18 protein-coding genes are annotated in these 22,430 nt (G+C 62.5%); 6 read left to right on the forward strand and 12 right to left on the reverse strand.

Going from position 1 to position 22,430, the window contains the following annotated elements:
• The first annotated feature begins 5 nt into the window (after positions 1 to 5).
• The 3 genes from ACZ5AC_RS12480 (at position 6) to ACZ5AC_RS12490 (ending at position 3,234) form a co-directional block, all read left to right on the forward strand.
• Entirely contained in the window at positions 6 to 1,091 is a 1,086-nt protein-coding gene (locus tag ACZ5AC_RS12480) for a glycosyltransferase (RefSeq protein ID WP_464247927.1), read from the forward strand.
• Between the two features lie 479 nt (positions 1,092 to 1,570).
• Positions 1,571 to 1,726: a (2Fe-2S)-binding protein gene (locus ACZ5AC_RS12485; RefSeq protein WP_464247928.1), complete on the forward strand. Its 156-nt coding sequence runs from the start codon at positions 1,571 to 1,573 to the stop codon at positions 1,724 to 1,726.
• A gap of 152 nt (positions 1,727 to 1,878) precedes the next feature.
• On the forward strand, positions 1,879 to 3,234 hold the full coding sequence (locus ACZ5AC_RS12490; RefSeq protein WP_464247929.1) for a transposase: 1,356 nt from the start codon (positions 1,879 to 1,881) through the stop codon (positions 3,232 to 3,234).
• An 11-nt stretch (positions 3,235 to 3,245) separates the two neighbouring features.
• Here ACZ5AC_RS12490 and ACZ5AC_RS12495 read toward each other — a convergent pair whose 3' ends face one another.
• The 10 genes from ACZ5AC_RS12495 to ACZ5AC_RS12540 form a co-directional block, all read right to left on the reverse strand.
• The gene (locus ACZ5AC_RS12495) at positions 3,246 to 4,154 is read right to left on the reverse strand and encodes a glycosyltransferase family 2 protein (protein WP_464247930.1); all 909 of its coding nucleotides are present in this window, start codon (positions 4,152 to 4,154) and stop codon (positions 3,246 to 3,248) included.
• An 11-nt stretch (positions 4,155 to 4,165) separates the two neighbouring features.
• Positions 4,166 to 4,891, reverse strand: a complete 726-nt coding sequence (locus tag ACZ5AC_RS12500) for a glycosyltransferase family protein (protein WP_464247931.1) — start codon at positions 4,889 to 4,891, stop codon at positions 4,166 to 4,168.
• The gene (locus tag ACZ5AC_RS12505) at positions 4,888 to 6,072 is read right to left on the reverse strand and encodes a glycosyltransferase family protein (RefSeq protein ID WP_464247932.1); all 1,185 of its coding nucleotides are present in this window, start codon (positions 6,070 to 6,072) and stop codon (positions 4,888 to 4,890) included. Before ACZ5AC_RS12505 ends, ACZ5AC_RS12500 begins: the two co-directional genes overlap by 4 nt.
• Positions 6,069 to 7,070 (reverse strand): glycosyltransferase family protein, encoded by a 1,002-nt coding sequence (locus tag ACZ5AC_RS12510; RefSeq protein WP_464247933.1) that lies wholly within the window; start codon positions 7,068 to 7,070, stop codon positions 6,069 to 6,071. Before ACZ5AC_RS12510 ends, ACZ5AC_RS12505 begins: the two co-directional genes overlap by 4 nt.
• 185 nt (positions 7,071 to 7,255) lie before the next feature.
• On the reverse strand, positions 7,256 to 8,902 hold the full coding sequence (locus ACZ5AC_RS12515) for an AMP-binding protein (protein ID WP_464247934.1): 1,647 nt from the start codon (positions 8,900 to 8,902) through the stop codon (positions 7,256 to 7,258).
• A 72-nt stretch (positions 8,903 to 8,974) separates the two neighbouring features.
• The gene (locus tag ACZ5AC_RS12520) at positions 8,975 to 9,535 is read right to left on the reverse strand and encodes a helix-turn-helix domain-containing protein (RefSeq protein ID WP_464247935.1); all 561 of its coding nucleotides are present in this window, start codon (positions 9,533 to 9,535) and stop codon (positions 8,975 to 8,977) included.
• 104 nt (positions 9,536 to 9,639) lie between these two features.
• On the reverse strand, positions 9,640 to 9,948 hold the full coding sequence (locus ACZ5AC_RS12525; RefSeq protein WP_464247936.1) for an isoamylase early set domain-containing protein: 309 nt from the start codon (positions 9,946 to 9,948) through the stop codon (positions 9,640 to 9,642).
• Positions 9,948 to 11,426, reverse strand: a complete 1,479-nt coding sequence (gene glgA / locus ACZ5AC_RS12530) for a glycogen synthase GlgA (protein WP_464247937.1) — start codon at positions 11,424 to 11,426, stop codon at positions 9,948 to 9,950. The genes ACZ5AC_RS12525 and glgA overlap by 1 nt, the downstream gene beginning before the upstream one ends.
• Positions 11,423 to 11,917: an NUDIX domain-containing protein gene (locus ACZ5AC_RS12535; RefSeq protein WP_464247938.1), complete on the reverse strand. Its 495-nt coding sequence runs from the start codon at positions 11,915 to 11,917 to the stop codon at positions 11,423 to 11,425. Before ACZ5AC_RS12535 ends, glgA begins: the two co-directional genes overlap by 4 nt.
• 412 nt (positions 11,918 to 12,329) lie before the next feature.
• On the reverse strand, positions 12,330 to 12,947 hold the full coding sequence (locus ACZ5AC_RS12540) for an L-threonylcarbamoyladenylate synthase (RefSeq protein ID WP_464247939.1): 618 nt from the start codon (positions 12,945 to 12,947) through the stop codon (positions 12,330 to 12,332).
• 193 nt (positions 12,948 to 13,140) lie between these two features.
• On the opposite strand from ACZ5AC_RS12540, the gene ACZ5AC_RS12545 reads away from it, so the two are divergent.
• Complete coding sequence (locus ACZ5AC_RS12545) at positions 13,141 to 13,602, forward strand: hypothetical protein (protein ID WP_464247940.1); 462 nt, start codon at positions 13,141 to 13,143, stop codon at positions 13,600 to 13,602.
• Between the two features lie 61 nt (positions 13,603 to 13,663).
• Here the strand turns inward: ACZ5AC_RS12545 and ACZ5AC_RS12550 are convergent, their stop codons facing one another.
• Positions 13,664 to 14,140, reverse strand: a complete 477-nt coding sequence (locus ACZ5AC_RS12550) for a CinA family protein (RefSeq protein WP_464247941.1) — start codon at positions 14,138 to 14,140, stop codon at positions 13,664 to 13,666.
• A 238-nt stretch (positions 14,141 to 14,378) separates the two neighbouring features.
• On the opposite strand from ACZ5AC_RS12550, the gene ACZ5AC_RS12555 reads away from it, so the two are divergent.
• Together ACZ5AC_RS12555 and ACZ5AC_RS12560 are read left to right on the forward strand one after the other, a co-directional pair.
• A complete protein-coding gene (locus ACZ5AC_RS12555) occupies positions 14,379 to 19,877 on the forward strand; it encodes a GH36-type glycosyl hydrolase domain-containing protein (RefSeq protein ID WP_464247942.1) in 5,499 nt (1,832 codons plus the stop codon).
• On the forward strand, positions 19,870 to 20,109 hold the full coding sequence (locus tag ACZ5AC_RS12560) for a DUF1653 domain-containing protein (protein ID WP_464247943.1): 240 nt from the start codon (positions 19,870 to 19,872) through the stop codon (positions 20,107 to 20,109). Before ACZ5AC_RS12555 ends, ACZ5AC_RS12560 begins: the two co-directional genes overlap by 8 nt.
• Positions 20,110 to 20,218: 109 nt before the next feature.
• Here the strand turns inward: ACZ5AC_RS12560 and ACZ5AC_RS12565 are convergent, their stop codons facing one another.
• Positions 20,219 to 22,420, reverse strand: coding sequence for a DNA translocase FtsK (locus ACZ5AC_RS12565; protein WP_464247944.1), 2,202 nt, complete (start codon positions 22,418 to 22,420; stop codon positions 20,219 to 20,221).
• Positions 22,421 to 22,430 lie beyond the last annotated feature (10 nt).

Consider the following 22,430-nt stretch of genomic DNA (forward strand, 5'->3'; position numbering starts at 1 on the left):
AATGTATGGATAAAAAAATCAGCATAATAATCCCAACGTGGAACAATGCAAACCTTTTAAAAAAATGCATTATATCCATACTGAACAATACTAAATTAAATCAGTTTGAAATAATTATCATTGACAATGGCTCAACAGACAACACCCAAAACATAATTTCTGAATTTCTCTCAACCCATAAAATTCATTATGTATTCAACCAAAAAAATCTAGGATTTGCCAAAGCCAGCAACCTTGGAGCCCTACATGCCAATAATAACTACCTGGTTTTCTTGAATAACGATACAGAAGTTTTGCCAGGATGGGATATCGAACTACTAAACTGCTTAATTTCTGATGACCGCATTGGAGTTGCAGGAGGAAAGCTTTTATACCCAGACAGAACAATTCAGCATGCCGGCATAGCTTTTGATCAGCGCACTGTATTCCATATTTACAGACACTTTCACCATCTTCATCCAGCTGTAAACAAAAAAAGGGAATTTCAAGCCGTTACCGGTGCCTGTTTTTTGATTAGCAAAGAATTGTTTTTATCCGCAGGAATGTTTGATGAATCTTTCATTAACGGATTTGAAGACCTTGATTTCTGCTTTCGAATAAGAAAAAATGGTTATAAAGTTTTTTATACGCCTGCTTCTACAATCATACATCATGAAAGCAAAACTCCAGGAAGACATTTTCATCACCATGAAAATGCCGAATTGTTCAGCAAAAGATGGAAAAATGATATAGTTTACGACATAGACTACATTTATGCAAAAGACGGGTTGCGCCCCCTCAAGCCCGGGAAAAACACCCCGCAAGGGATTTGGTTCAAAGACACAAATCCAAACCCACTATGGAGCATGGCACAATCCCTCTACAAGTCAGGCAAGACACGTGAAGCTATTGTAGCACTTACCGAAGCACTACGCTTCAATCCATACGATTTACGCAAATTATTGATTATTGAAGAACTTGGCGATCTACATTTTAATCATAATAATTTCCGAGCAGCTAAAGTTTGCTTCTTAGCAATTACATCAATCATAAATATTCCAAGAGTAAGCAATAAAATAAAAAAAACAAATAAACTTCTTTCTAAACAATGATATAAACTATCAATTATTCATAGCGAACATTTCAGTCAATTTTTACGTAATTTACTGACCATTTCTTACATATATTGAGCAAAACTTCATCATAAGATTCCAGTGCCCATCGCTGAATGGCCGTGAATCTTCTTAGCACTTCCTTTGAAGCCGCCTCCCGCCGCAATCCGTCGAGGGTATTGCGGCAATTGGCCAGGAGAGCGGCATCCCCCAGCCTGCTGGCCACCCTGGCCAAATCCGTGACAACCTTTTCCGTCGAAAAGAAAGACTGCTGGAGCTGAAGCACATCCAGCGCGGCGCTCCACAACCTCTGTTTAAAAAAAAGTTCGACCAGGCGCTCGTAACCTTCTTCCCATAACAGCGTGTTGAAAAATTCCTTCCGACGTCAGAGCCAAAAATTGACATCGCCGTCATCCTGGCCGTAATCCATTCAGAGAAAATCATGCATTCATCAAAAAAATTCTTTAAGGAGTTTGATTATGTCAGAACTCGTATGCTATTGTTTTAGCTATACATCAGATGATATCGAGCAGGATGTTATTCAAAACGGAAAATCTACAATTTTTGAACGTATTATGAATGAAAAAAAGGCTGGCGGATGCCAGTGTGCTGAAAAAAATCCGAAAGGTCGCTGATGTCTTTCAGACGTTCGTCAGTTGGCGGACAAAATTTTAAACAAGACAAGCATCTTGCCAAATTTTAACAAATGATTTTCTTATATACGAAACTATTTATATATTGAAAAAATCTCAAAAATATAGAAGGTTGCCATGAACAAGGAGCTGTTATGGGACTTGGCAACCAGGGTGATGATCAGAGTCAGGTGTTTGTCATGTGTGCGGATTTACCGCGCTCGCCTGGACACGTTTTTTATGACCGCTTGCAGTCTGTCTTGATCAAGGGCGGCTTTGACCGCTTTGTCGAGAAGCTCTGTGAACCGTATTATGCGTCCGGTCCTGGCAGGAAATCCATTCCTCCAGGTAGATATTTCAGGATGCACTTGATTGGCTATTTCGAGGGAATCGAGAGCGAGCGCGGGCTTGAGTGGCGGTGTTCCGACTCCTTGTCGCTGCGAAAGTTTCTGCGACTCTCCCTGACCCAGAGGGTTCCAGATCACTCCAGCCTGAGCAGAATCCGGCAACGGTTGCCCTTGGAAATCCATCAGGAAGTATTCGGCTGGGTGTTGCAGGCGCTGACCAAGTCCGGCCTGATAGTTGGGGAGCGTCTCGGAATCGACGCTTCGACCATGGAAGCCAACGCGGCCATGCGCTCGATCGTGCGCCGGGATACAGGCGAAACATACCAGCAGATGCTTGAGCGCATTGCCAAGGACAGTGGGATTAAAACGCCGACCCGTGAAGAACTGGCTCGCATGGATCGCAAGCGCAAGGGAAAGAAGCTTTCGAACAAGGACTGGAAGTCGGAGAGCGACGAGGACGCGCGTATCACCAAGATGAAGGACGGTCGTACTCACCTCGCCTACAAGCCCGAGCACGCCGTGGATCTGGACACCGGAGCGATTGTTTCCGCCGACATCCACAAGGCCGACCAAGGGGATACGACGACGATCGACAAGACGCTGGAATCCGCCAGGAAGAATCTTTCCGACATCGGTTGTACGCCGATAACCACGGCCCCGACGGAAGTCATTGCGGACAAAGGCTACCATTCTCGGGAAGTAGTGAAAGAGCTGGATGGTGGAGTCTGGAAGACAAGGATCGCTGAGCCGAAGGCGAACGGGCTGTACAACTGGAAGGGTGACCACGAGGCGCGGCGGGCCGTTTACAACAACCGCGCTCGGCTGAAGTCATCCACAGGGCGCGAGTTGGCAAAGCGAAGAACGGAGTTGGTCGAGCGAAGTTTCCAGCATGTGCTCGATCGTGGAGGAATGCGGCGAACGCACCTTCGTGGGCAGGAAAACGTCCACAAACGATATCTCCTGTGCGTAGCCGGGTTCAATCTCGGCCTGCTGATGCGCCAGTTGATAGGTTTCGGGACCCCGAAGGGGTATTTTTACCTCAATTCAGCGCAAATTTTTGTTTTCGCTTGGGGATGGATGGTCGTTTCGATGATTTTAGTCGAGATGAAGAGCGAGACCGGCGAAGAATTCGTCGGAACTCAGATTACCGTCGAGCGGTGTTGATCATGAATAAATCAACGGGCTGATAACGGCTCCTCCTGTATTTCCCCCCACAGGCGTTCCATACCGAATCCTTTCGTTTCGTCTTCGGGACGCACCCGCACGATGTTGGCTGTGAGCGTCGGGGTAAGTCTGAGTTCGTAGCCGTCCGCGTGGGCGAAGCGGTGCATGTCGGGGCGGAATGCGCCCTGGCAGCGGCGAGCCAAGACGTGCGAGTTGTGGCTCTCGGCGTCAAAGCGCCCCGGCGTCTGGCTGGTGAGATGGTAAATCCGGCTTTCGGGCACGCAACGGAGCTTCAGGCCCAACGCACGGATTTGCCAGCATAAGTCCAAATCCTCATACCCGTTTCGATACTCTTCCCAAAACCGTCCGGCTTTCGCGAAAATTTCCGCGGGTATCATGAGGGCCGCGCCGGTGATGGCTTGCAGCTCTCGACGCACGGAGACCACCGGATGCGTGGAGGGCAAGCAATGATAGAGATGCGTAACGTGATTGGTTGGCGTGAAGGTCACGCCCAGATGCTGGATACGGTCCCGGTCCGGATATAAAAGCAGCGGGCCCGCCGCTCCGCAACTGGGGCAGGCTTCGAATCCGTCCATAAGAGGCGCAAGCCAACCCGGCGTCAGCAGGGTGTCGTTGTTGAGAAAAAACAGGAAGTCGGCATCCGCCTGGCTCGCGCCCAAGTTGCAGCCGGGCCCGAAATTGATGTTCTCATCCAGCCGCACATGCTCGAACCGCTCGCCGAACAATTCCCTTCCCAACTTCCCGCACGCCTGCGCGGTCTCGTCCGTCGAGCCGTTGTCGACCACAATGACCTGCACGTCCTCACGCGGCGTGTGCTTGCGCAGGCTGCGCAAGCATCCCGCCGTGAGGGGCCATTGATTGAAAACCGGAATGATGACCGCAACCTTGTAGCGTGGCATGCCTCCCCCTTTTACCCCAACTCCCGATAATCCGCGGCCATCCGCTCCATCACCGCCCGGTAATCGTGACCCAACCGCCGAGTCAGGTATGATTTTTCCGCGGCCGCGGCCTTCTCCAGGAACCCGTCCACTTCACGGGCCGTGGAATGGTACCTGTGCCGGATCACCACTTGGTGGTCCACGACGCAGAAAAACCCGAACTCTTCAGATCGGCTCGAAAACCATACGTCCACGCCATAGCCGTAGGGGTTGCCTTCATGGTCGAGCCCCCCGGCCTTGCGCCAGAACTCGAGGCTGACCAGGGGCGCGATCCCGTCCACATAACGCGTCTGGCGGAACTGGCCGCCGCGCAGTTCGACCATCTGCGGGTGGTACGGATTGCTCGTCACGGCTGGCGAATAGACTCCTACCGAACCGAGCAACCGCTCCGCCCTGGTCAGCCGCTCCCGCACCCTCCCGATGACCGGAGGCTTGGTCACGAACTCCAGGTCATTGTTCAGAAACCAGACATGAGTCGCCCTGCGGGCCGCCAATGCCGTCACGACGACCTCGAACGCCCCGGCCCAGTAGAGGTTGCGATCGGAGCAAATCCAGGCTTGAGGGTACGGCTGTGCGGCACAGTTGTCGAAAACCAGAATCCTGTCCCGCTCCCCGGGATCGCTGGCGAGCAGCTGGCGATGCAGGCGCATGGTCCGCTCCACCGCCCCGTAGTGCAATATGACGGTAAAGAGGTTCATGCTGGCGTCCCGAACATGGTCCGCATGTTTTTGCAGATGTCCGCCACGCGATGGCCGTAGGAGTGCTCCCCCTCGATCCGCCTCCTGGCTCTGGCGGCAATGCGCAGCCTGGCGGCCGGATTCCCGAGGTAATGCCGCACGAGATCGCCGATTTCCTCGGGCGAATCATAGCAGACGACCTCCGTCCCTTCCTCGAAGGCCGCCGACATCTGGTCGCGCCTGTCGGTCAGCAGAAAGCCGCCGCTGGCGGGCACGTCAAACACGCGCTGATTGAGGGCGCCTTTCATCTGCATGCTGGTCGTGTTGAAATTGATTCCGGTCAGCCGGTAGAAAACGGGAAGTTCCGCATAGTAGTTCAAGGGTCCGCCATGCGTCCACGACCCGTGGCCGAGCAGTTCCAGCCACCGGGCGTCCCCCGCGACCACGGGGGCAAAGGGGAGTAGTTCGCGCACGCAGTGGGTCCGGTAGTGTTGGGTGGAACGCCAGTACAGGAATGCATCCAGGGCCGTCGCCTCTTCGATGTCCAGAGCGAGCCTGCGCTCCCAGGCATCCGGCCATTCCTGCCGCAGATATTCCCAAACATCTTTCAGTTCGCTGGCGGCAAACCCCACCGCTAGCGAATCCCAGAAAACCCGCTCGTCCTCAGGCCGACCAGCCACATTCCAGCTCCTCTCTGCTGCGGTCTGCATGGAATTGCCCACGAATGCCACGTCGCGGTCGTGCCGCGCCTGGGGCAGGAACTCGATGCGAGACAGATCAGCCCCCAACGGCAGATGAAATACGCGGCCCCCAGCCATGGCCATGAGGCCGTCCACGGCGTCGGCATCCCAGACGGCGTAGGCCAGACACGGGTTCTCAAGATTGGCGTACGCTGGCAGAAAAAGCTCGGGCCGATCCACGAACCAGCTGAGCAGAGGCATGCCAACATGTCGGCACAGGCCGCTGACGAGGCCTTCCCGGTCCAGACCCGAATGATTGATGGTCAGCAGAAAATCCGGTCGCAGAGAGTTCACGGCCGCCAAGAGGCGCGTTTCCAGTTCGGCAGCCGACGAGACATCGCCTAGAAATAGGCTGGCGTGTTCGATGCCGATGGCGCGGCAGCCTGCGGCCAGTTCGGCCACGAGATGCTGCCGCGAAGACAGCAGCAGAATCCGGGGCAGCCTGCGCAGTCCATGGTTCATGATCGAACCGCCCTCAGCGCTCGCTCCGCGTCCAGCGCCGCCAGGATTTCCGCCGCTTGCGCGTCGGCATTGTACGCCGTAGCGCTCGCAGCCCCGTTCCGCATCGCGGAGACCACCTTCTCGCCGGTAAGGATCGCCGCCAAGGCCCTCTCCAGCCCCAAAGCCGCACCCAGCACATCCCCGTCCGCTGCCCACCAGCCATTGCCGCCCCAAGGCACCGCCCTGAGCGCATAGCCCTGCGGCGAAAAGCTTCCGGCTTCGACCGGCCGCATGTAGTCCCACCCCCCGAACCCCGTGAAGCCTGCGCACAGACAGCCGCAGGCCATGGCCTCGAGAGGCGGCAGTGCGAAGCCCTCGGGGAAACCCGTGGCCAGGAAGACGTGGCACGAACGCAACATCCCGGCCACCCCATCCCTGTCCAGACCCTGAATGGGCACCCATTCCACAACAGCGTCCGGGTTTCTCTCCTCGAAAATGCGCCGGACCTGATCCGCCAGGGCCCTGTTCTTGCGCGGCATGAAGCCGATACGCACCAGCCCTTCGGGCTTGGCCTCACCCGGATGGAACACCGCCGTCTCGATGGCCGGCCGGATGATGCCCGGCCGTCTGCCCAGCACCTGCTCCAGGTGCCACGCCACGGGGTCGGACACGGCCACGAAGTCCACGGGCAGATCGCGCCAGCGCACTCCCGCGTCCAGTCCATGAAAAAGATAGGCCCAGTTCTGGCAGTAGACCAAGGTCCGGCACCGTGCACGGAATCCGAAAACCAGGGCGTTGGGCCAGCCCTCAGGCACCAGGAAGACATCCTCCGGGGCCATACGGACCTGTCCTGCGCGCATCCACGGGATGTCAACAAAATCAAGCCCCTCGGGCGCAGCCTCCCAATACAGAACGCCGCCAAGGCGCCCCATGGCCAGCAACTGCCGGGCGATCTGCAGGAGCACCATGCACCCGCCGGACATGGTCTTGAGGGGCGGGTAGAAGATCCACACCCTCATGGGACATTCCTCGTAACGACGGGAGACCAGGGCACACGGCGAAGGAAAAATGACGTCATACCCACGGTTCAGCAAAAAAAAGGCCACGCAACCGCATGGCCTCAAAATCAATCCCCCCAAACCCGGGTCAAGGGGCGAGCCCCTTGCGGGGCGCGGGGCAGGGCCCCGCTCTTCCCCCCTCTCCCCTACGCCTTCCCGGTATCCTTGGCCCGGATCTCGGCGCGTTTGATCTTGCCGCTGATGGTCTTGGGCAGTTCCTTCACGTATTCGACGATGCGCGGGTACTTGTAGGGCGCGGTCACTTTCTTGACATGGTTCTGGAGTTCCTTGGTCAGGGCGTCGGACGGCTCGTAGCCGGCGGCCAGGGTGACGGTGGCCTTGACGGCCTGACCGCGGTCGGGGTCGGGCACGCCGGTGACGGCGGCTTCGACCACGGCCGGGTGGGTGATGAGGGCGCTTTCGACCTCGAAGGGCCCGATGCGGTAGCCCGAGCTCTTGATAAGGTCGTCGATGCGGCCCAGGAACCAGAAGTAGCCGTCCTCGTCCATCCAGGCCTTGTCGCCGGTACGGTAGTAGCCGCCGTACATGACGCTCTGGGTTTTGGCCTCGTCCTGCAGGTAGCAGGAGAAGAGGCCCACGGGCCGCTTGGGGTCGATGCCGATGCAGATTTCGCCTTCCACGCCGGGCGGGCAGGGCTCGTCGTTCTCGTCGAGCAGGCGGATGTCCCAGCCCGGGCAGGGCTTGCCGATGGAGCCGGCCTTGGGCTTCATGAAGGGGAAGGTGGCGATCTGCAGGGTGGTCTCGGTCTGGCCGTAGCCTTCATAGATGGGCATGCCGAGCTTCTCGACCCAGGTGGTGAAGACGCTGTCGTTCAGGAGCTCGCCGGCCGTGGTGCAGTGGCGCAGGGCCGAGAGGTCGTAGGCCGTGAGGTCCTCGCGGACGAGGAAGCGGTAGACCGTCGGCGGGGCGCAGAAATTGGTGACCTTGTGGTCGGCGATGATCTTCAGGAGCCTGGCCGGCTCGAACTTGCCGCGGAAATCCCAGACAAAGACCACGCCGCCGGCCAGCCACTGGCCGTAGAACTTGCCCCACACGGACTTGGCCCAGCCCGTGTCGGCCAGGGTCAGGTGCAGGTTGCCGGGCTCGATGTCGTGCCAGTAGGAGCCGGTCATGACGTGGCCGAAGGGGTAGTTGAAATTGTGCAGGACCATCTTGGGGTGTCCGGTGGTGCCGGAGGAGAAGAAGATGGTGGCCGGGTCCTCGCCGCAGGCCGCGTCGGCCGGGCGGGGGAAGCTCGGGGAGGCCTTGGCGACGATTTCGGAGAAGCTCTGCCAGTTCCCTTCGGCCTGCTCCAGGCCGGCCATGACCAGCGTGGTCAGGGACGGGCAGTCCGGCTGGGCGGCCTCCACGGTGGCGCGCACGGAAGTGTCGACGATGGCGCCCTTGATGGAGGCGAAGTTGACGCGGTAGGTGATGTCCTTGGCCGTCAGCAGGGCCGGGGACGGCACGCCCAGGGCGCCGAGCTTGTGCAGGGCGAGCATGACGGTCCAGAACTCCACGCGGCGGTGCAGGATGATCATGACCTTGTCGCCGCGGCCGATGCCCAGGTTTTTCAGGGCGCCCGCCAGCCGGGAGGACTGCTCGGAAAAATAGCCGAAGGTGTACTCGCGGCGCACGTCGGCGTCGTCGACGTGGACCATGGCCAGGCGGTCCGGGTCCTGGACGGCCGCGGCGTCGACCATGTCGAAGGCGAAATTGTATTTGGCGGGGATGGCCAGAGCGAAGGAGGCCTGGAACTCTTCATAGGACGTGGGGCGCAGTTTGGTGTGCATATGTGCTCCGGTGGTGGTGGATTCAGAAGTTCGGGACGATGCGGCTCAGGGGGACAGGCACGGGCCTGGCCCCTAGATAATCACGTCCAGAAACTCGGCCGGTCGGCCGTCCAGACCACGCAGGGCGTGCGGGGTACGCGAGGTGAAGTAGAGGCTGTCGCCGGGCTCCATGACATGGACGGCGTCGGCCAGGGTGATTTCGAGCTTGCCCGCCAGCACGTAGATAAACTCCTGCCCGGGGTGCTCGTTGAACTTGAGTTCGGACTTTTCCTTGGGCGGGACGGTGACGATGAAGGGCTCCATCTTGCGGCCGACGAAGCGGTAGGCGAGGCTCTTGTAGTCGTAGTCCTTGCGGCGCTCCACGCTCATGCCCTTGCCCTTGCGGACCAGGGAGGCGGTGTGCAGGTGCGCTTCCTTGCCGGACATGAGCACGGTCAGGTCGACCTGGAAGGCCTGGGCGACGTTGAAAAGGTAGCTGACCGGGATTTCGTGTTCGCCCGACTCGTAGTTGCGGACGTCGTCGGCCGAGGCGCCGACCTGGGCGGCCACTTCCTCCACGGTCATGTCCATGGCGTCACGGAGCCCCCTCAACCGGGGCGCGATATCCTTGTAGGCGGGTTGTTGCGCGTCCATAGCCTGCTCCTTGTGTACGAGTGTGAAAACAGGGCAGAACTACGGTTTTCAGGGCCAAAAAGCAATCGCCAAGCGATAATCGAGTACCGAGAATTCGCTCGCGATCACACTTCGACCACGGAATTCTCGCAGTTGCCGAACTCGCTGTAGCAATACGTATCGGCGTTCCAATCATTCTCCCAGCGGTCGTCGTCGAGCAGGTAGCGGAACTGGTAGGAAGCGCCTATGGGCAGGTCCACCTCGACCTTGAAGGAGCCGTCCTTGAGCCGCTTCATGGGCGTGGCGTGCATGGACCAGTCATTGAATTCGCCCACCAGGAAGGCGGTCTTGGCCTCGCCCGCCGCCTGCGACGGGATGCGGAATGTCGTCCTGCAGACGTTCTTGGTCTTCAGATATTTCTTCTCGATGCTCATCATATCCTCCACTGTGATGCGAGGTCCCCGTGCAGGGACACGTAGACATCCATGTATTTTCGTGCCGAATTTTCCCAGGAAAAACGCGTCGTCATGGCGTTGACCTGAATCCGCTGCCAGGCGGCCCGGTCTTCCCAGACGCGCACGGCCTCCCGCGCCGCCGCAAGCAGGGCCGCGGGCGAAGGGCTGTCGAAAATGAAACCGTTGGCGCCATCGGCCGGATAGGGAACGATGGTGTCGCGCAGGCCGCCCACGGCCGTGGCTACGGGCGGGGTGCCGTAGCTCAGGCTGTACATCTGGGTCAGGCCGCAAGGCTCGTAGCGCGACGGCATGAGGAAGATGTCCGAGCCGGCCTGGATGACGTGGGACAGTTCCTCGGTATAGCCGATGATGGCCGACACCCGCGTCGGGTAGTCCTCCATGATGCTCATGAGACGCGCTTCGTACTCGGCCTTGCCCTCGCCCAGAACCACGAGCCCCACATTGAGCTTCATGAGCTCCGGGACGATGTCGAGGACGATGTCGATGCCCTTTTGCCCGCGGAGTCGGCCGATGAAGCCGAGCACGGGGCGATGTTCGAGCCCCGGCGAAAGGCCGAGCATGTCGAGCAGATAGGCCTTGCAGGCCTGCTTGCCGTCCGGGTTCAGGGCCGAGTAGGTGCACTCCAGGACCGGGTCGTTCTCGGGGCTCCAGATGGAATAGTCCGCGCCGTTCAGGATGCCGACGAGATCCGCGCTGCGGCGGGACAGGATGCCCTCCAGGCCGCACCCGAACTCCGGGGTCATGATCTCGCGGGCGTAGCTAGGGCTGACCGTGGTGATCTTGTCCGCATAGGCGATGCCGGCCTTGAGCAGGTTGAAGCTGTTGTAGAATTCCACCCCTTCCATGTTCCAGGCTTCCAGGGGCAGGCCGGACTGCTCGAACAGCCGGTAGGAGAACCGGCCCTGAAAGGCCTGGTTGTGGATGGACATGACGGTGCGCACCCCGGCCCAGAAGGGGTCGCTGCGGCGCCAGAAGGCCAGGTAGGCCGCGGCCAGGGCTGCGTGCCAGTCCTGGGCGTGGACGATGCGCGCACGCATGTCCAGGTGCCGGATGGCGCTCAGGGCGGCGCGGCAGAAAAAGATGAAGCGCTCGCAGTTGTCGAAGTAGTCGCCCTTTTCGGTGCAGTAGTAGTTGCGGCGGTCGAAATATTCGCCGCGTTCGACGAAGTAGACGGGCAGGCCATGATAGTCGGCCTGATAGATGTCCGCCGTGGTGTCCGGCCACGGGTAGCCCACCGGGCAGTTCTCGTGGACCAGATGCACGGGGTACTGACCCGTGGACAACCGGCCGTAGAAAGGCGTGATGACGGCGACGCGCACGCCCATTCGCAAGAGGGTCAAGGGCAGAATGCCCATGACGTCGGCCAGACCTCCTGATTTGGAGAAGGGATAGATTTCCGACGTCAGAAAGACGATGTCGTGTGGCGGCGTGATCATGGGTTGGGTGCGAGCCTCCTGGCAAAGTCGTCGACGATCCTGCGGTGGTCGAAGGCCATGTCGGGCAGCTCGTCCAAGGGGAAGAACCGCACGTTCCCTGCGTCATCCCCGGCCTGCGGAGTCTGATTCCCGTCGGCCACGGCGATGAAGGCCACGCTCAACGTATGAAAGCGCGGGTCGCGATCGGGTTCGGAATAGACGCCCAGCAACCCGGTGAGACGCACCTCGAGGCCGGTTTCCTCAAAAGCCTCCCGGACCGCCGCCTGCTCCGCGCTCTCGCCGTAGTCGATGAAGCCGCCGGGCAAGGCCCAGCCGTGAGGCGGGTTGCGGCGTTCGATGAGCAGAACCCCCTGGCCGTCGCGGTAGAGCACGATGTCCACCGTGGGAAACGGGTTACGCGGTGTCGAAGGGGCGCCGCACTGCGCGCAGGGCACGGTGAAGAGCGGCGCTGCGGCCCGCTTGGACGATTTTCGGTTCTGATCCTGTTTCATGCTGCCTCACAGGTAGCACCATTTTTTCAGGACTTGAAGCGGGAAAGTTGCGTACGCGAAATCGTAACACGATGTCGCTCAAAGGGCCGTCGTGCCTGAAGAGTGCGCGTCCGAGTGCGGTGAGGTTCGGCCGGCCTACCGGGAGGGCAATGCAGGGGGCTCAAACAAAACCGGCCCCCGGACCTTGCGGTGCGGGAGCCGGTTTTGGCAAAAAGAGGAAGTTATGATGGTATTAGCAAGGGGCGGGCCAAAGCAGCCACAAAGCCAAAAAAACAAAAATACACCCCTAATGCACTGAAATACATAACCACAACCCCTGCGCGCCCAGCCATCTCCCCGATAAACCAAATTCAAATTTTTTAACCAACATTTCCTCAACCCCCGTGGGCCGCCAACGACAATTCAAGAATTTTTACTCTGCAAGCACATCGAATCCGGCTTCACCGATGCTCGAGGCCGACACGGCGCCCTCGCGCAGGATGCGTACCGCATGACCGCCGACAACTTCGGCCAGCGTCGAGGGCAGGCCTCCGGCGGGCCAGGGTGTCTCCTCCATCACCAGCGCCCCGGATGCGCGCAGGAGTTCGGGATCGAGATCCCCCGGGCGACAGGCCGGGGGACGTCCGCTGATATTGGCGCTGGAGGAGATGAGCGGAGCCCCGGCTTCGAGGCACAGGCGCGCGGCCACGGGATGCGGACTCATGCGCACGGCGGACCGGCCATGCCGGTCGCGGGCCAGGGGGCTCACGGAAACGTCCACCGGGACGACGATGGACAGTGATCCGGGCCAGAACGCGTGGGCCAGTTCGAGCGCGGCCCCGCTCAAGCGCAGGTAGCGCGCGGCCATGTCCCAGCCCGAGACGATTATGGGCAGCGGCTTGCCGTCAGGCCGGCCCTTGGCGGCCGTGACGCGCTCGACGGATGCGTGCAGGGTGGCCAGGCAGCCCAGCGCGTAGAATGTTTCGGTCGGGTAGACCACCAGGCCCCCGCCAAGCAGCATGCGGACTTCGGTTTCCCATATCAGGTCCACGGGCACTCCGCCGCCGCGCGCATTGACCGCAGTCCCGCGCGACTGGTAGGGGACAGGAGACGCAGCGGATGGCCGCCCCCGGCAAACCTTGCCCACACGGACAAACGAAAATCTTCCGATTCAATATGTTGCGACATAATCCGATCTTGGCAGGGACTTTGCTTCACTGGGTTGAAAAAGGAAGGAGATGGCCATGAAAATCACCTCGGATCAATTGGCTGCCCTGCAGCTCCAACAAAAAAACGCGGCCCGGAACGCATCCGGAGAAGGGTTCGCGCAGGCCCTGGCCCAGGAACTCCAGTCGGACTCCATCACGGCCGGTACGGCCGCGACGCCGACCGGTCCGGTGGTACGGCTCGACCAGGCCCTACAGGCCGCCATGCTGACCCAACCCACAGAGCAGACGATCATGGACAAGATGAGTTCCCTGCTTTCCAAATGGGAAAATTATTCCCAGATCATCGGCGCGGCGGACGGCGACCTGCGCGAGGGCTACAACCTCCTCGCAGACATTCGTCAGGACATCCGGGATGTCAAATCGGACCTGGCCCGCAAACCCGGGCTGGGCCAGAACCTCGAAAGCATGGTCGAAGAACTCGACATCCTGGCTACCACGGAAGAATTCAAATTCAACCGCGGCGACTACCTGAACTGACACCCGGTTCCGAGGCCACTTCTCCCGTTTTTTTGCGGCGCTTCGTCAGAGGCGCCGTTTTTCATGCGCGAGCCAGGCCGGAAATGGCGGCATGAACGCTCTGAGCCTTGATCTCCCTACGCTGCCCCTGAAACAGGAAGACGCGGCTCCAGACCCGGTCGAAACACTTCCAGGCCATCCAGACCGTGCCGACAGGCTTCTCGGGGCTTCCCCCGCCGGGCCCGGCGATGCCCGAGATGGCCACGCCCACCGGCACGCGCATGAGATCGCACACGCCCAGGACCATGGCCTCGACGCACTCCCGGCTGACGGCCCCGTTGCGGACAAGGACCTCTTCCGGCACGGCCAGCAGGCGCATCTTGATGCGGTTGTCGTAGGCCACCACGCCGCCCTCGAACCAATCGGAACTCCCGGCCACGTCCGTCAGGGTGCTGGCCGCCAGACCGCCCGTGCAGGATTCGGCCGTGGCCATGCGGCAGCCGCGGCTCCGCAGAAAATCACCCAGGGACATGACCAACCCTTGCGTATCGGAATCCATACATCTCCTTTCCGCCCGCGGCGTCACACATTCACCGTCCAAAGGAAAACCCTGCGAGAGTTCCCCGCAGGCGAAAACCCATCCGGCCGGCGCATCCCTCACGTGTATCTGCGCTTTCCAGGGCAACGCAAGTCTTGAATTCGCCACCGACAGATGACAAGAATACCCATCGCAGCGCACCTTCGCCGAAGACGTTCGCAGCAGCAGTTCCCCCACCTTCAGACAAAGCGGACACCACGTGAACATATCTCCCGCCCTGCCTTGGTCCTCCCGACTCGGATTCTGCGCAATACTGATCCTTTTCGCTCCCGCCGCCGCCCTCGTGTTCGGGATGCAGCCACCGGAGCCCTTCCCGGCCACGCCGGCGGCCGTGGCCACTCTGGCCGGTGCCATCGGGTTGCTGACGGCGGCCGGGCTCACGCTGATCACCACCCACCGTCTGCCGAGCCTCCCGGCGGCACTGGGCGACTTCCTGATCCCGGGCGCGCTGGTGCTGGCGATGAATCCCCACGTCATCATCTGGCAGGCCCCGGCGGCCTGGCCCGACCTGCTCAGGCTGGGCCCCCTGTGCGCCGCGTTCTTCGCCCTGGCCCAGATCCTTCTCGTGGCCATCTCCCTGGCCCGCAAGGGACGCCATCCTTCCCTTCTGGCCCAGATTAGCCTCCTGGCCGTGCCCTTCGTCTTCAACTGGCTCCTGCTCCTGCAGTCGCCGCACCTGCTCCAGCAGCTGGCAGGCGCCCTGCCCGGCTTGGACGTCCTGTCTCCCCGCGCCCTGGAACTCGGCGGTCGGATCATGGTCCTGGCGGCGTTCAACATCTTCTCGGCCGTCATGCTCAACGCCCTGTGCATCGGCGGCCTGCTGCGCGAACCGAAGACCTTCGTCCTGCTGGCCGGCAGCGCCGCACTGGCCGGCCTGAGCCCCCTGGCCGCCGACCTCGGCTCGTCCCAGGCCACCGCATCCCTGCCTCTGGGCCTTTCCGTCCTGGCCGCCATCGCCGCAGTGGCCGTGGCCCAGGCGGGGCTGTGGAGCCAGACCTTCCTCATGACCGGCCTGCTCATGGACGCCCTCAAGGGACGGCGGCCCGCGGGATACTGGGGAGCGCACCACTTCCGGGAGGGCTTGGGCAAGGGCGCGGTCTACAGCGCCCTGTTCCTGGGGCTCTTGTTCCTGGTCCAGGCCATGGCCGAGTCGTCCCTGCTGGAGGCGGCCAGGCTGACCATCCCCCTGGCGACGCATCTGGCCGTGGGCGCAGTGTTCATGCCCCTGGCCAAAACCATCCTCGAAACATTCGACGGCAGTCCTGCCTTCTTCTCCCGTCTCCTGGGCAACGCCTGCCGCCCCCATCTTTACCTGCGCGGGGCGCTGCTGGGACTAGGCCTGCATCTCGTCCCGGTTCAGACTCTCATGCACGAAACCCCGGGAACCCGCTTCCTGATGGGGGCTGGCATGGGGGCCGTGGCCTTTGCGGGCGCAGGCATGCTCACGGACCTGCAGGAAAAACTCCGGGGCAGGAGGCAACGCCTGCAGAGCTGGCGCGTCTACCTGAACGGGACGCTGCTGGGCGGCTTCGTGGGCGGGGCCATCGCCTGGTATGTGGACCCCAGCCAGTCCGCCGTGGTGCTGAACAAATTCCGCATGTACGTCACCCTGCACGTCCAGAACCCACAGGACTACGTCATCTACCCGCTGTTCAGCAAATGGGGCGCCATGAACCTCGGCCCCCAGACCGGCAGCGCACGGCTGCTCTTCAACGAGTCCGTGTCGGGCGTCATCAACTGGTCCCTGGCCGCCCCGCTCTTCAGCGTCAACTTCTTCTTCCTGACGGCCCTCTTCGCCCGCAGCTGGGCGCCGGTGCGCCTCATGGCCAGCCGCCAGGGCGTCATCGCCATCGCCGAGCAGACCGTGCGAGTCCTGCGCTGGGGACTGTGGATGGCGCCGGTCATCTACTCCCTGCTGCGCATCTCCCCGGACCCCACCTGGTACAACCAGGACGGCGCCTTCCGCACCATGGCCGCCATCTGGCAGAGCATCGTCCTCACGCCCGAGGCCTTCCGAGGCTGGAGCATCGAGACCTTCCTGCACCTCCTGGCCTACGACTGGGTACGCATCCTCATCTGGTTCGACCACATGGGCCTGCGCGTGGCCACCCTGGTCAACCTGTCCTTTGTCGGCGGCGACGCTCTGGACGAACTCATGGCGCGCTTTCAGGGGCACGCCGGCCGCACGCGCTGCATCCCCGAGGCCCTGCGCCGCTTCGCAACGTGGGCCCCGCTGCTCATCCCCTTCTTCCTGCCCATGGGCGCGGACTGGGCCCATGTCTGGGACGGCGCCGAAGCCATCCAGAAAACGGGACAGGGCCAGGCCTCGCCCCTGGCCGCGCTCATCGCCGTCTTCGCCGTCACCGCTTTCGCGGTCAGCATCGTCAGGGTACGCCACCGCAAGCAGCCGACCGGCGACATGTGCGTCGCCTGCGGCCTGCAACGGCCAGGCTTCCGCCCGGCGGACGAGATCGCCCTGTGCAACGGCGTGTACACAGCAGTTTTCACCCAGGACGGCCGGGGGTACAGCCGCGTCTTCAGCTCCGTCAGGCACGGCGCGGAGTACGACCTGACCAACCGCCCCACGTCCCGCGCCCACAACGCCGGCAAATTCCTCTACCTGAAGGAGGAGGGCCGGGAACCGTGGACCCTCGGCTTCCGCCCCATCACGCGCGACGACGCCCAAACCACCGTCGAGCGCACCTCACCCCTCTCGGTCAGCCTGAGCTGCCGGTGCCAGGACATCGAGACCGAAGCCGACGTGCACGTCCCGGCGGACCTGAACGCCGAGATCTGGCGCGTCCGCCTGACGAACACGGGGACGAAGGCCCGGCGGATCGACCTGGTTACCTACCGGGAAATCTGCCTCAACGACCCCAACCCCCAGCTGCGCCACCCCTTCTACAACAGACAGCACATCGCGACCTGGTTCGTGCCGGGGCTTCAGGCCGTCTTCGCCCGCAACCGGATGATCAAGACCGCAGGTTCTTCTGCCGGCGGCCCGCGGCCTTCACCCGAGGTCTATTTCCATGCGGCGCAGGTCCCGGATTCCCGAGTTTCGCTGCTCGGCTATCAGGACAGCCGCATGGCCTTTGTCGGCGACCGGACCCTGCGCGACCCCGACGGGCTGCACCGTCCACCGCTGCAGGCCGACAATGCGGACCTGCACTACACCTTCGACCCCATCGCGAGCCTCTTTCTGCGTTTCGAACTCGAGCCCGGCGAAACGGTCGAGGCGGTATTCGTCGACGGGTACGCCGCGTCGGCGGAGGAAGGGGAACAGATGCTGCGCCGCATCCTGAACGCGGCAGGCGAAGCCCGGCCCCATCCGCGAAAGCCCGCCTGCACCCCCCGCGAAATCCGGGAACCCTCCGTCGAGGAGATGCTCCACCCGGCGCCGGAAAGCGCCTTCAGCTTCTCGGAGGACGGGGAGGAACTCCACCTGGGATGGAAGACCCCGCGTCGCTGGGCCCATCTCATGGTCAACGAATTGGGGTACGGCACGCTGGTCACCAACGACGGGTCCTTCACCTCGTTCATGGGCAACTCGCAGCAGAACGCCCTGACCCCCTTCGCCCCGGACTCCATGACCACCCAGGACCCGGGACAGGTCCTCTTCCTGCGCAACACGGAAACGGGCGACATCACATCGCCGACGTACATCCCTTTTCGGGAGAAAAACGCGGAGCTGAACGTGACCTTCGGCCTGGGGTACTGCGTTTTCCGCAAGGCCATGGGCCCCGTCACGACGGAACTGACTTCCTTCGTGCTCCACGATCAGCCCATGGAGGCCCGACTCCTGCGCATCTTCAACGCCGGGGAGAGCGCGGTGACCTACGACGTGACCTTCTTCGCGCAGATCATCCTGGCCGACGTGGCCATCGATTCCCTCGGCCAGATCGTCACGGAGGAGGACCGCGAAGGCGGCGTCATCTTCTTCAGCCGCCCGGAGAACAGATTCCAGCGCGGTTGGGCCTTCGTGTCGTCGAGCCTGCCGTGCACGGCCATGGAGACCAGCCTGAACCGGTTCATGGGTGCGGGACGCACCATTTTCGCGCCATGGATGGTCGAAACGGGCGAACCCGACTTGGAACAGGATGACGACGGGTACCGCGTGGCCGCGATTTCCGGCCGCATCACCGTGCCGGCCGGCGGGGAAGCCCACATGCACGTACTCGTGGGACAAGCCCCGGAACAGGGGGACTGCCGCCGCCTCATGGCCTCCATGCGCCGCACCGAGGACGTACTGGCCGCCCTGCGGCGCACCAGGGCCATGTGGCACGACATGCTCGGCGCCATCCGTGTCGAGACGAACAGCCCGGCCTTCGACCGCCTCGTCAACACATGGCTTCCCTACCAGACCCTGACGGCCAGGCTGTGGGGACGCCTGGGCCCCCAGCAGCGCAGCGGCGCCTACGGCTTCCGGGACCAACTGCAGGACGTCCTTCCCCTGACCATGCTGCGCCCCAGACTGGCTAGAGCCCAGATTCTGCTCCACGCACGCCAGCAGTTCCTGCGCGGCGACGTGCTGCAGTGGTGGCACCAGACGTGGGACGGCCGCACGGGTCTGGGCATCCGCAACAGGGCCTCGGACCCGCACCTGTGGCTGGCCTACATGACGTGCCGCTACGTGGAAGTGACGGGTGACCGCGCCATCCTGTCCGAACCGATCCCGTTCATCGAAGGCCCGTCGATCCCGCGAGGCCAGGAGGGAATCGCCTTTGTGCCGCGCCTTTCGCGGGATCAGGGCACCCTGCTCGACCACTGCGTGCGCGGCATCGACCTGACCCTCTCGAACCTGGGCGCCAACGGCCTCCCTCTCATGGGCGCCCACGACTGGAACGACGGCCTCTCGGCTGTGGGTGCGCACGGCAAGGGGACGAGCGTCTGGCTCGGCTTCTTCCTGCACGACGTGCTGCGGACCATCACCCCGCTGGTGGAGGAACGCTACGGCAAGGCCAAGTCCGAAGGCTACCGTTTCCAGGCCGCCAGGCTGCGCGAGGCCCTGGACAGGATGTGGCGGGGCGACCATTTCGTCCGGGCCGTTTCCGATACCGGGGAAGTCCTGGATTACGCCGACGCCCTGTGTTCCTCCTGGCCCCTGCTTTCCGGGGCCACGGACCCGATCAAGGGCGAAACGGCCCTGCGCTCCGGCCTGGAACGTTTGGAAAAGGAAAACATGGTACTGCTCCTGACCCCGTTCTTCGATGAGGACTCCAAACCCTACCCCGGCCGCATCGCCGACTACCCTCCGGGCGTGCGCGAAAACGGCGGCCAGTATTCCCACGGCGCATCCTGGCTGGTGGACGCCCTGGCAGCCCTGGCGCGGCGGGCGTCGGAGGCCGGGGACCTGCAGGCAGCCGCCAGTTGGCGCCGCGACGCCCTGCGTGTGTGGCTGAAGATATCCCCCCTGGCCCATGCCCGAGCCGAGGAACTGCAGACCTTCGGACTGCCGCCCCACCAGCAGCCGGCCGACATCTTCCACGGCCCGGGCTTCGAGGGCCGCGGCGGGTGGAGCTGGTACACGGGTGCGGCCGCGCGGATGCTGTGGGCCGCCTACGGGCTCCTGGGCATTGGTGCGCAAGACGGCAAGCCGCATCTGGACGCCACGATGCTCGAAGCCGACGGCGTCCTGGACGTGCGCAGGGTGTGGATGAACGGCAAGGAAGTCTTTACCGGAGGAAAGAAGCATGGCTGAGACCGGCACCGTTCCGAACACAGTGCGCCCGGGCCGCTACCGCCACTTCAAGGGCGGCGAGTACGAGGTCCTGGGCACGGCCCGGCACAGCGAGGGCCTCGAAGACATGGTCGTCTACCGCCCCCTCTACAACGACACGGGCCTGTGGGTCAGGCCCGTGTCCATGTTCCTGGAAAACGTCGAGCGCGAAGGGCGGCTCATGCCGCGCTTCGCGCTCATCAATGAAGACTGACCCTTACGTCATCCACTTTCGATCCGCTCACGATCCTGACTCGTCCCCAGCCCCCCTGAACGGGGTGCAGGGGACGAGTCCCCTGCCCGCCGGAGGCATTCTTCCCCCCTCAATCCTTCTTCCGCACCAACCTCGGCTTGCTCCCGTCCTGGGGCCCGATGACGCCGTCCATCTCCATCTGTTCGATGAAGCGGGCGGCGCGGTTGAAGCCGATGCGCAGGCGGCGCTGGATCATGGAGATGGAGGCGCGGCCCTGTTCGGTGACGAATTCGATGGCCTCGGCGTACTTAGGGTCGTCGAGGACGTCGCTGGCCCCGCCGCTGCCTTCGCCGCCGTTCTCCCAGCCCGTGTTCCAGTCGGCGAAATCCAACTCGAAGCGCTGGGGGCGCTGCTTTTCCCAGTACTTCACGACGCGGGCGATCTCGTCGTCGCCGACGAAGGCGCCGTGCACGCGCTGGATGTTGCCGCCGCTCTGCTTGAAGAGCATGTCGCCGTGTCCCAGGAGATATTCGGCGCCGACACCGTCGAGGATGGTGCGGGAGTCGTGCTTGGAGCTGACCTGGAAGGCGATGCGGGAGGGAAAGTTGGCCTTGATGATGCCCGTGACGACGTCGACGGATGGGCGCTGGGTGGCCAGGATGAGATGGATGCCCGAGGCGCGGGCCAGCTGGGCCAGGCGCACGATGCTGCCCTCGACCTCCTTGGCCGCGGTCATCATCATGTCGGCCAGTTCGTCGACGACGATGACGAGGTAGGGGAAGGGCTTGAGGTCCCGCATGTCTTCGGGAATGTCGTCGCCCATCTCGGCGAGCTTCTGGTTGTAGGTCGTGATGTGGCGCACGCCGGTGCGGGCCATGGCCTCGTAGCGCTGCTCCATCTCGTACACGGCCCACTCCAGGGCGTTCTTGGCCAGGTGCATGTCCGTGACCACGGGGTGCACGAGGTGCGGCAGGGAGCTGTACACGGCCAGTTCGATGCGCTTGGGGTCCACGAGCAGGAGTTTCACGTGCTCGGGGTCGTTGCGGTAGACGAGGCTCAGGAGCAGGCAATTCAGGCATACGGACTTGCCCGCGCCCGTGGCGCCGGCCACGAGCAGATGCGGCATCCTGGCCAGGTCGGCGATGCGGGGCACGCCCTGGATGTCCTTGCCCAGGGCCAGGGGCAGCTGGGCCTTGGCTTCGGAGAAGGCGGGGTCCGCGATGATCTCGCGCAGGTAGACGGTCAGGCGCTGCTCGTTGGGAATCTCGATACCCACGGTGTCCCGGCCGGGCAGGGGCGCGACGATGCGAACGGCGCGGGCCTTGAGGGCCAGGGACAGGTCGTCGCCCATGCCGGCGATGCGGCTGACCTTGATGCCCGGGGCGGGCTTGTATTCGAACATGGTGATGACGGGCCCGGGCTGCACGCCCTGAACCTCGCCCTGGATGCCGAAGTCCGCGAAACAGGCGGTCAGGGCCTGGGACTGCCGGTCGAGGACGGAAGCGGAGACGGTGATGCGCGAGGCCGGGACCTGGGCCAGGAGATCGATGGGGGGCAGGCTTGCGCCGGATGCGTCGGCCCGCGGCGCGGGCGTGGGCTTCGGGACCCTGGGCGCCACGTGCACCGGGGGGGACATGGGTGCCGACGATTCCTTCTGCGGCTTCTCCTCGACCAGGCGGACCTTCGGCGCTCTCGGCTTCGGGCGATCTTCCGCGGGCGCGGTCTGGGCGACGGTCCCGGATTTTGCGGGCCTGAACCATGCAGCGGCCCTGGACGCGAAGCCGCGGACGCCCGCGATCCAGGCCGCGGCCGTGTCCACGGCGACGCGGTACGGCATACCTATGAGCAGCCGCAGGGCGATCATGGTCAGACAGACAGCCACCAGGACAAAGCCGTAGTCGCCGAAGACCCGTTGCAGCAGGGCGTAGAGCGAGCGCCCGACGAAGCCTCCGCCGGCCATGCCCGTTCCGGGCAGGCCCATCCGCAGGACCGCGAAATGTATCCAGATCGGCAGCATCACGCCAAGCAGGATGCCCCCGGTCCAGCGCAGCCATGACGGCCTGAAGCGGGGGAAGAAGAGCATGCCGGCGGCCAGGGCGAAAAAGACCGGCCACAGCCAGGCGGCCGCGCCGCAGAGGTCCACCAGCCCGCCGGCCACGTACGCCCCCAGGGTGCCGACCAGATTGCGCGTCTTGTGCCCGGCCATGGCCTGGTGGTTGAAACTCGCGTCTTCGGGCGAGAACGAGTACAGGGCCAGCGTGGCCAGCGCCAGGGAGCAGGCGAAGATCAGGGCGCAGATTTCCCGCAGGAGCTTGTTGCCGTCAGTTGTCATGCGAAGTGTT

It is taken from the genome of Desulfomicrobium aestuarii (assembly GCF_055385525.1).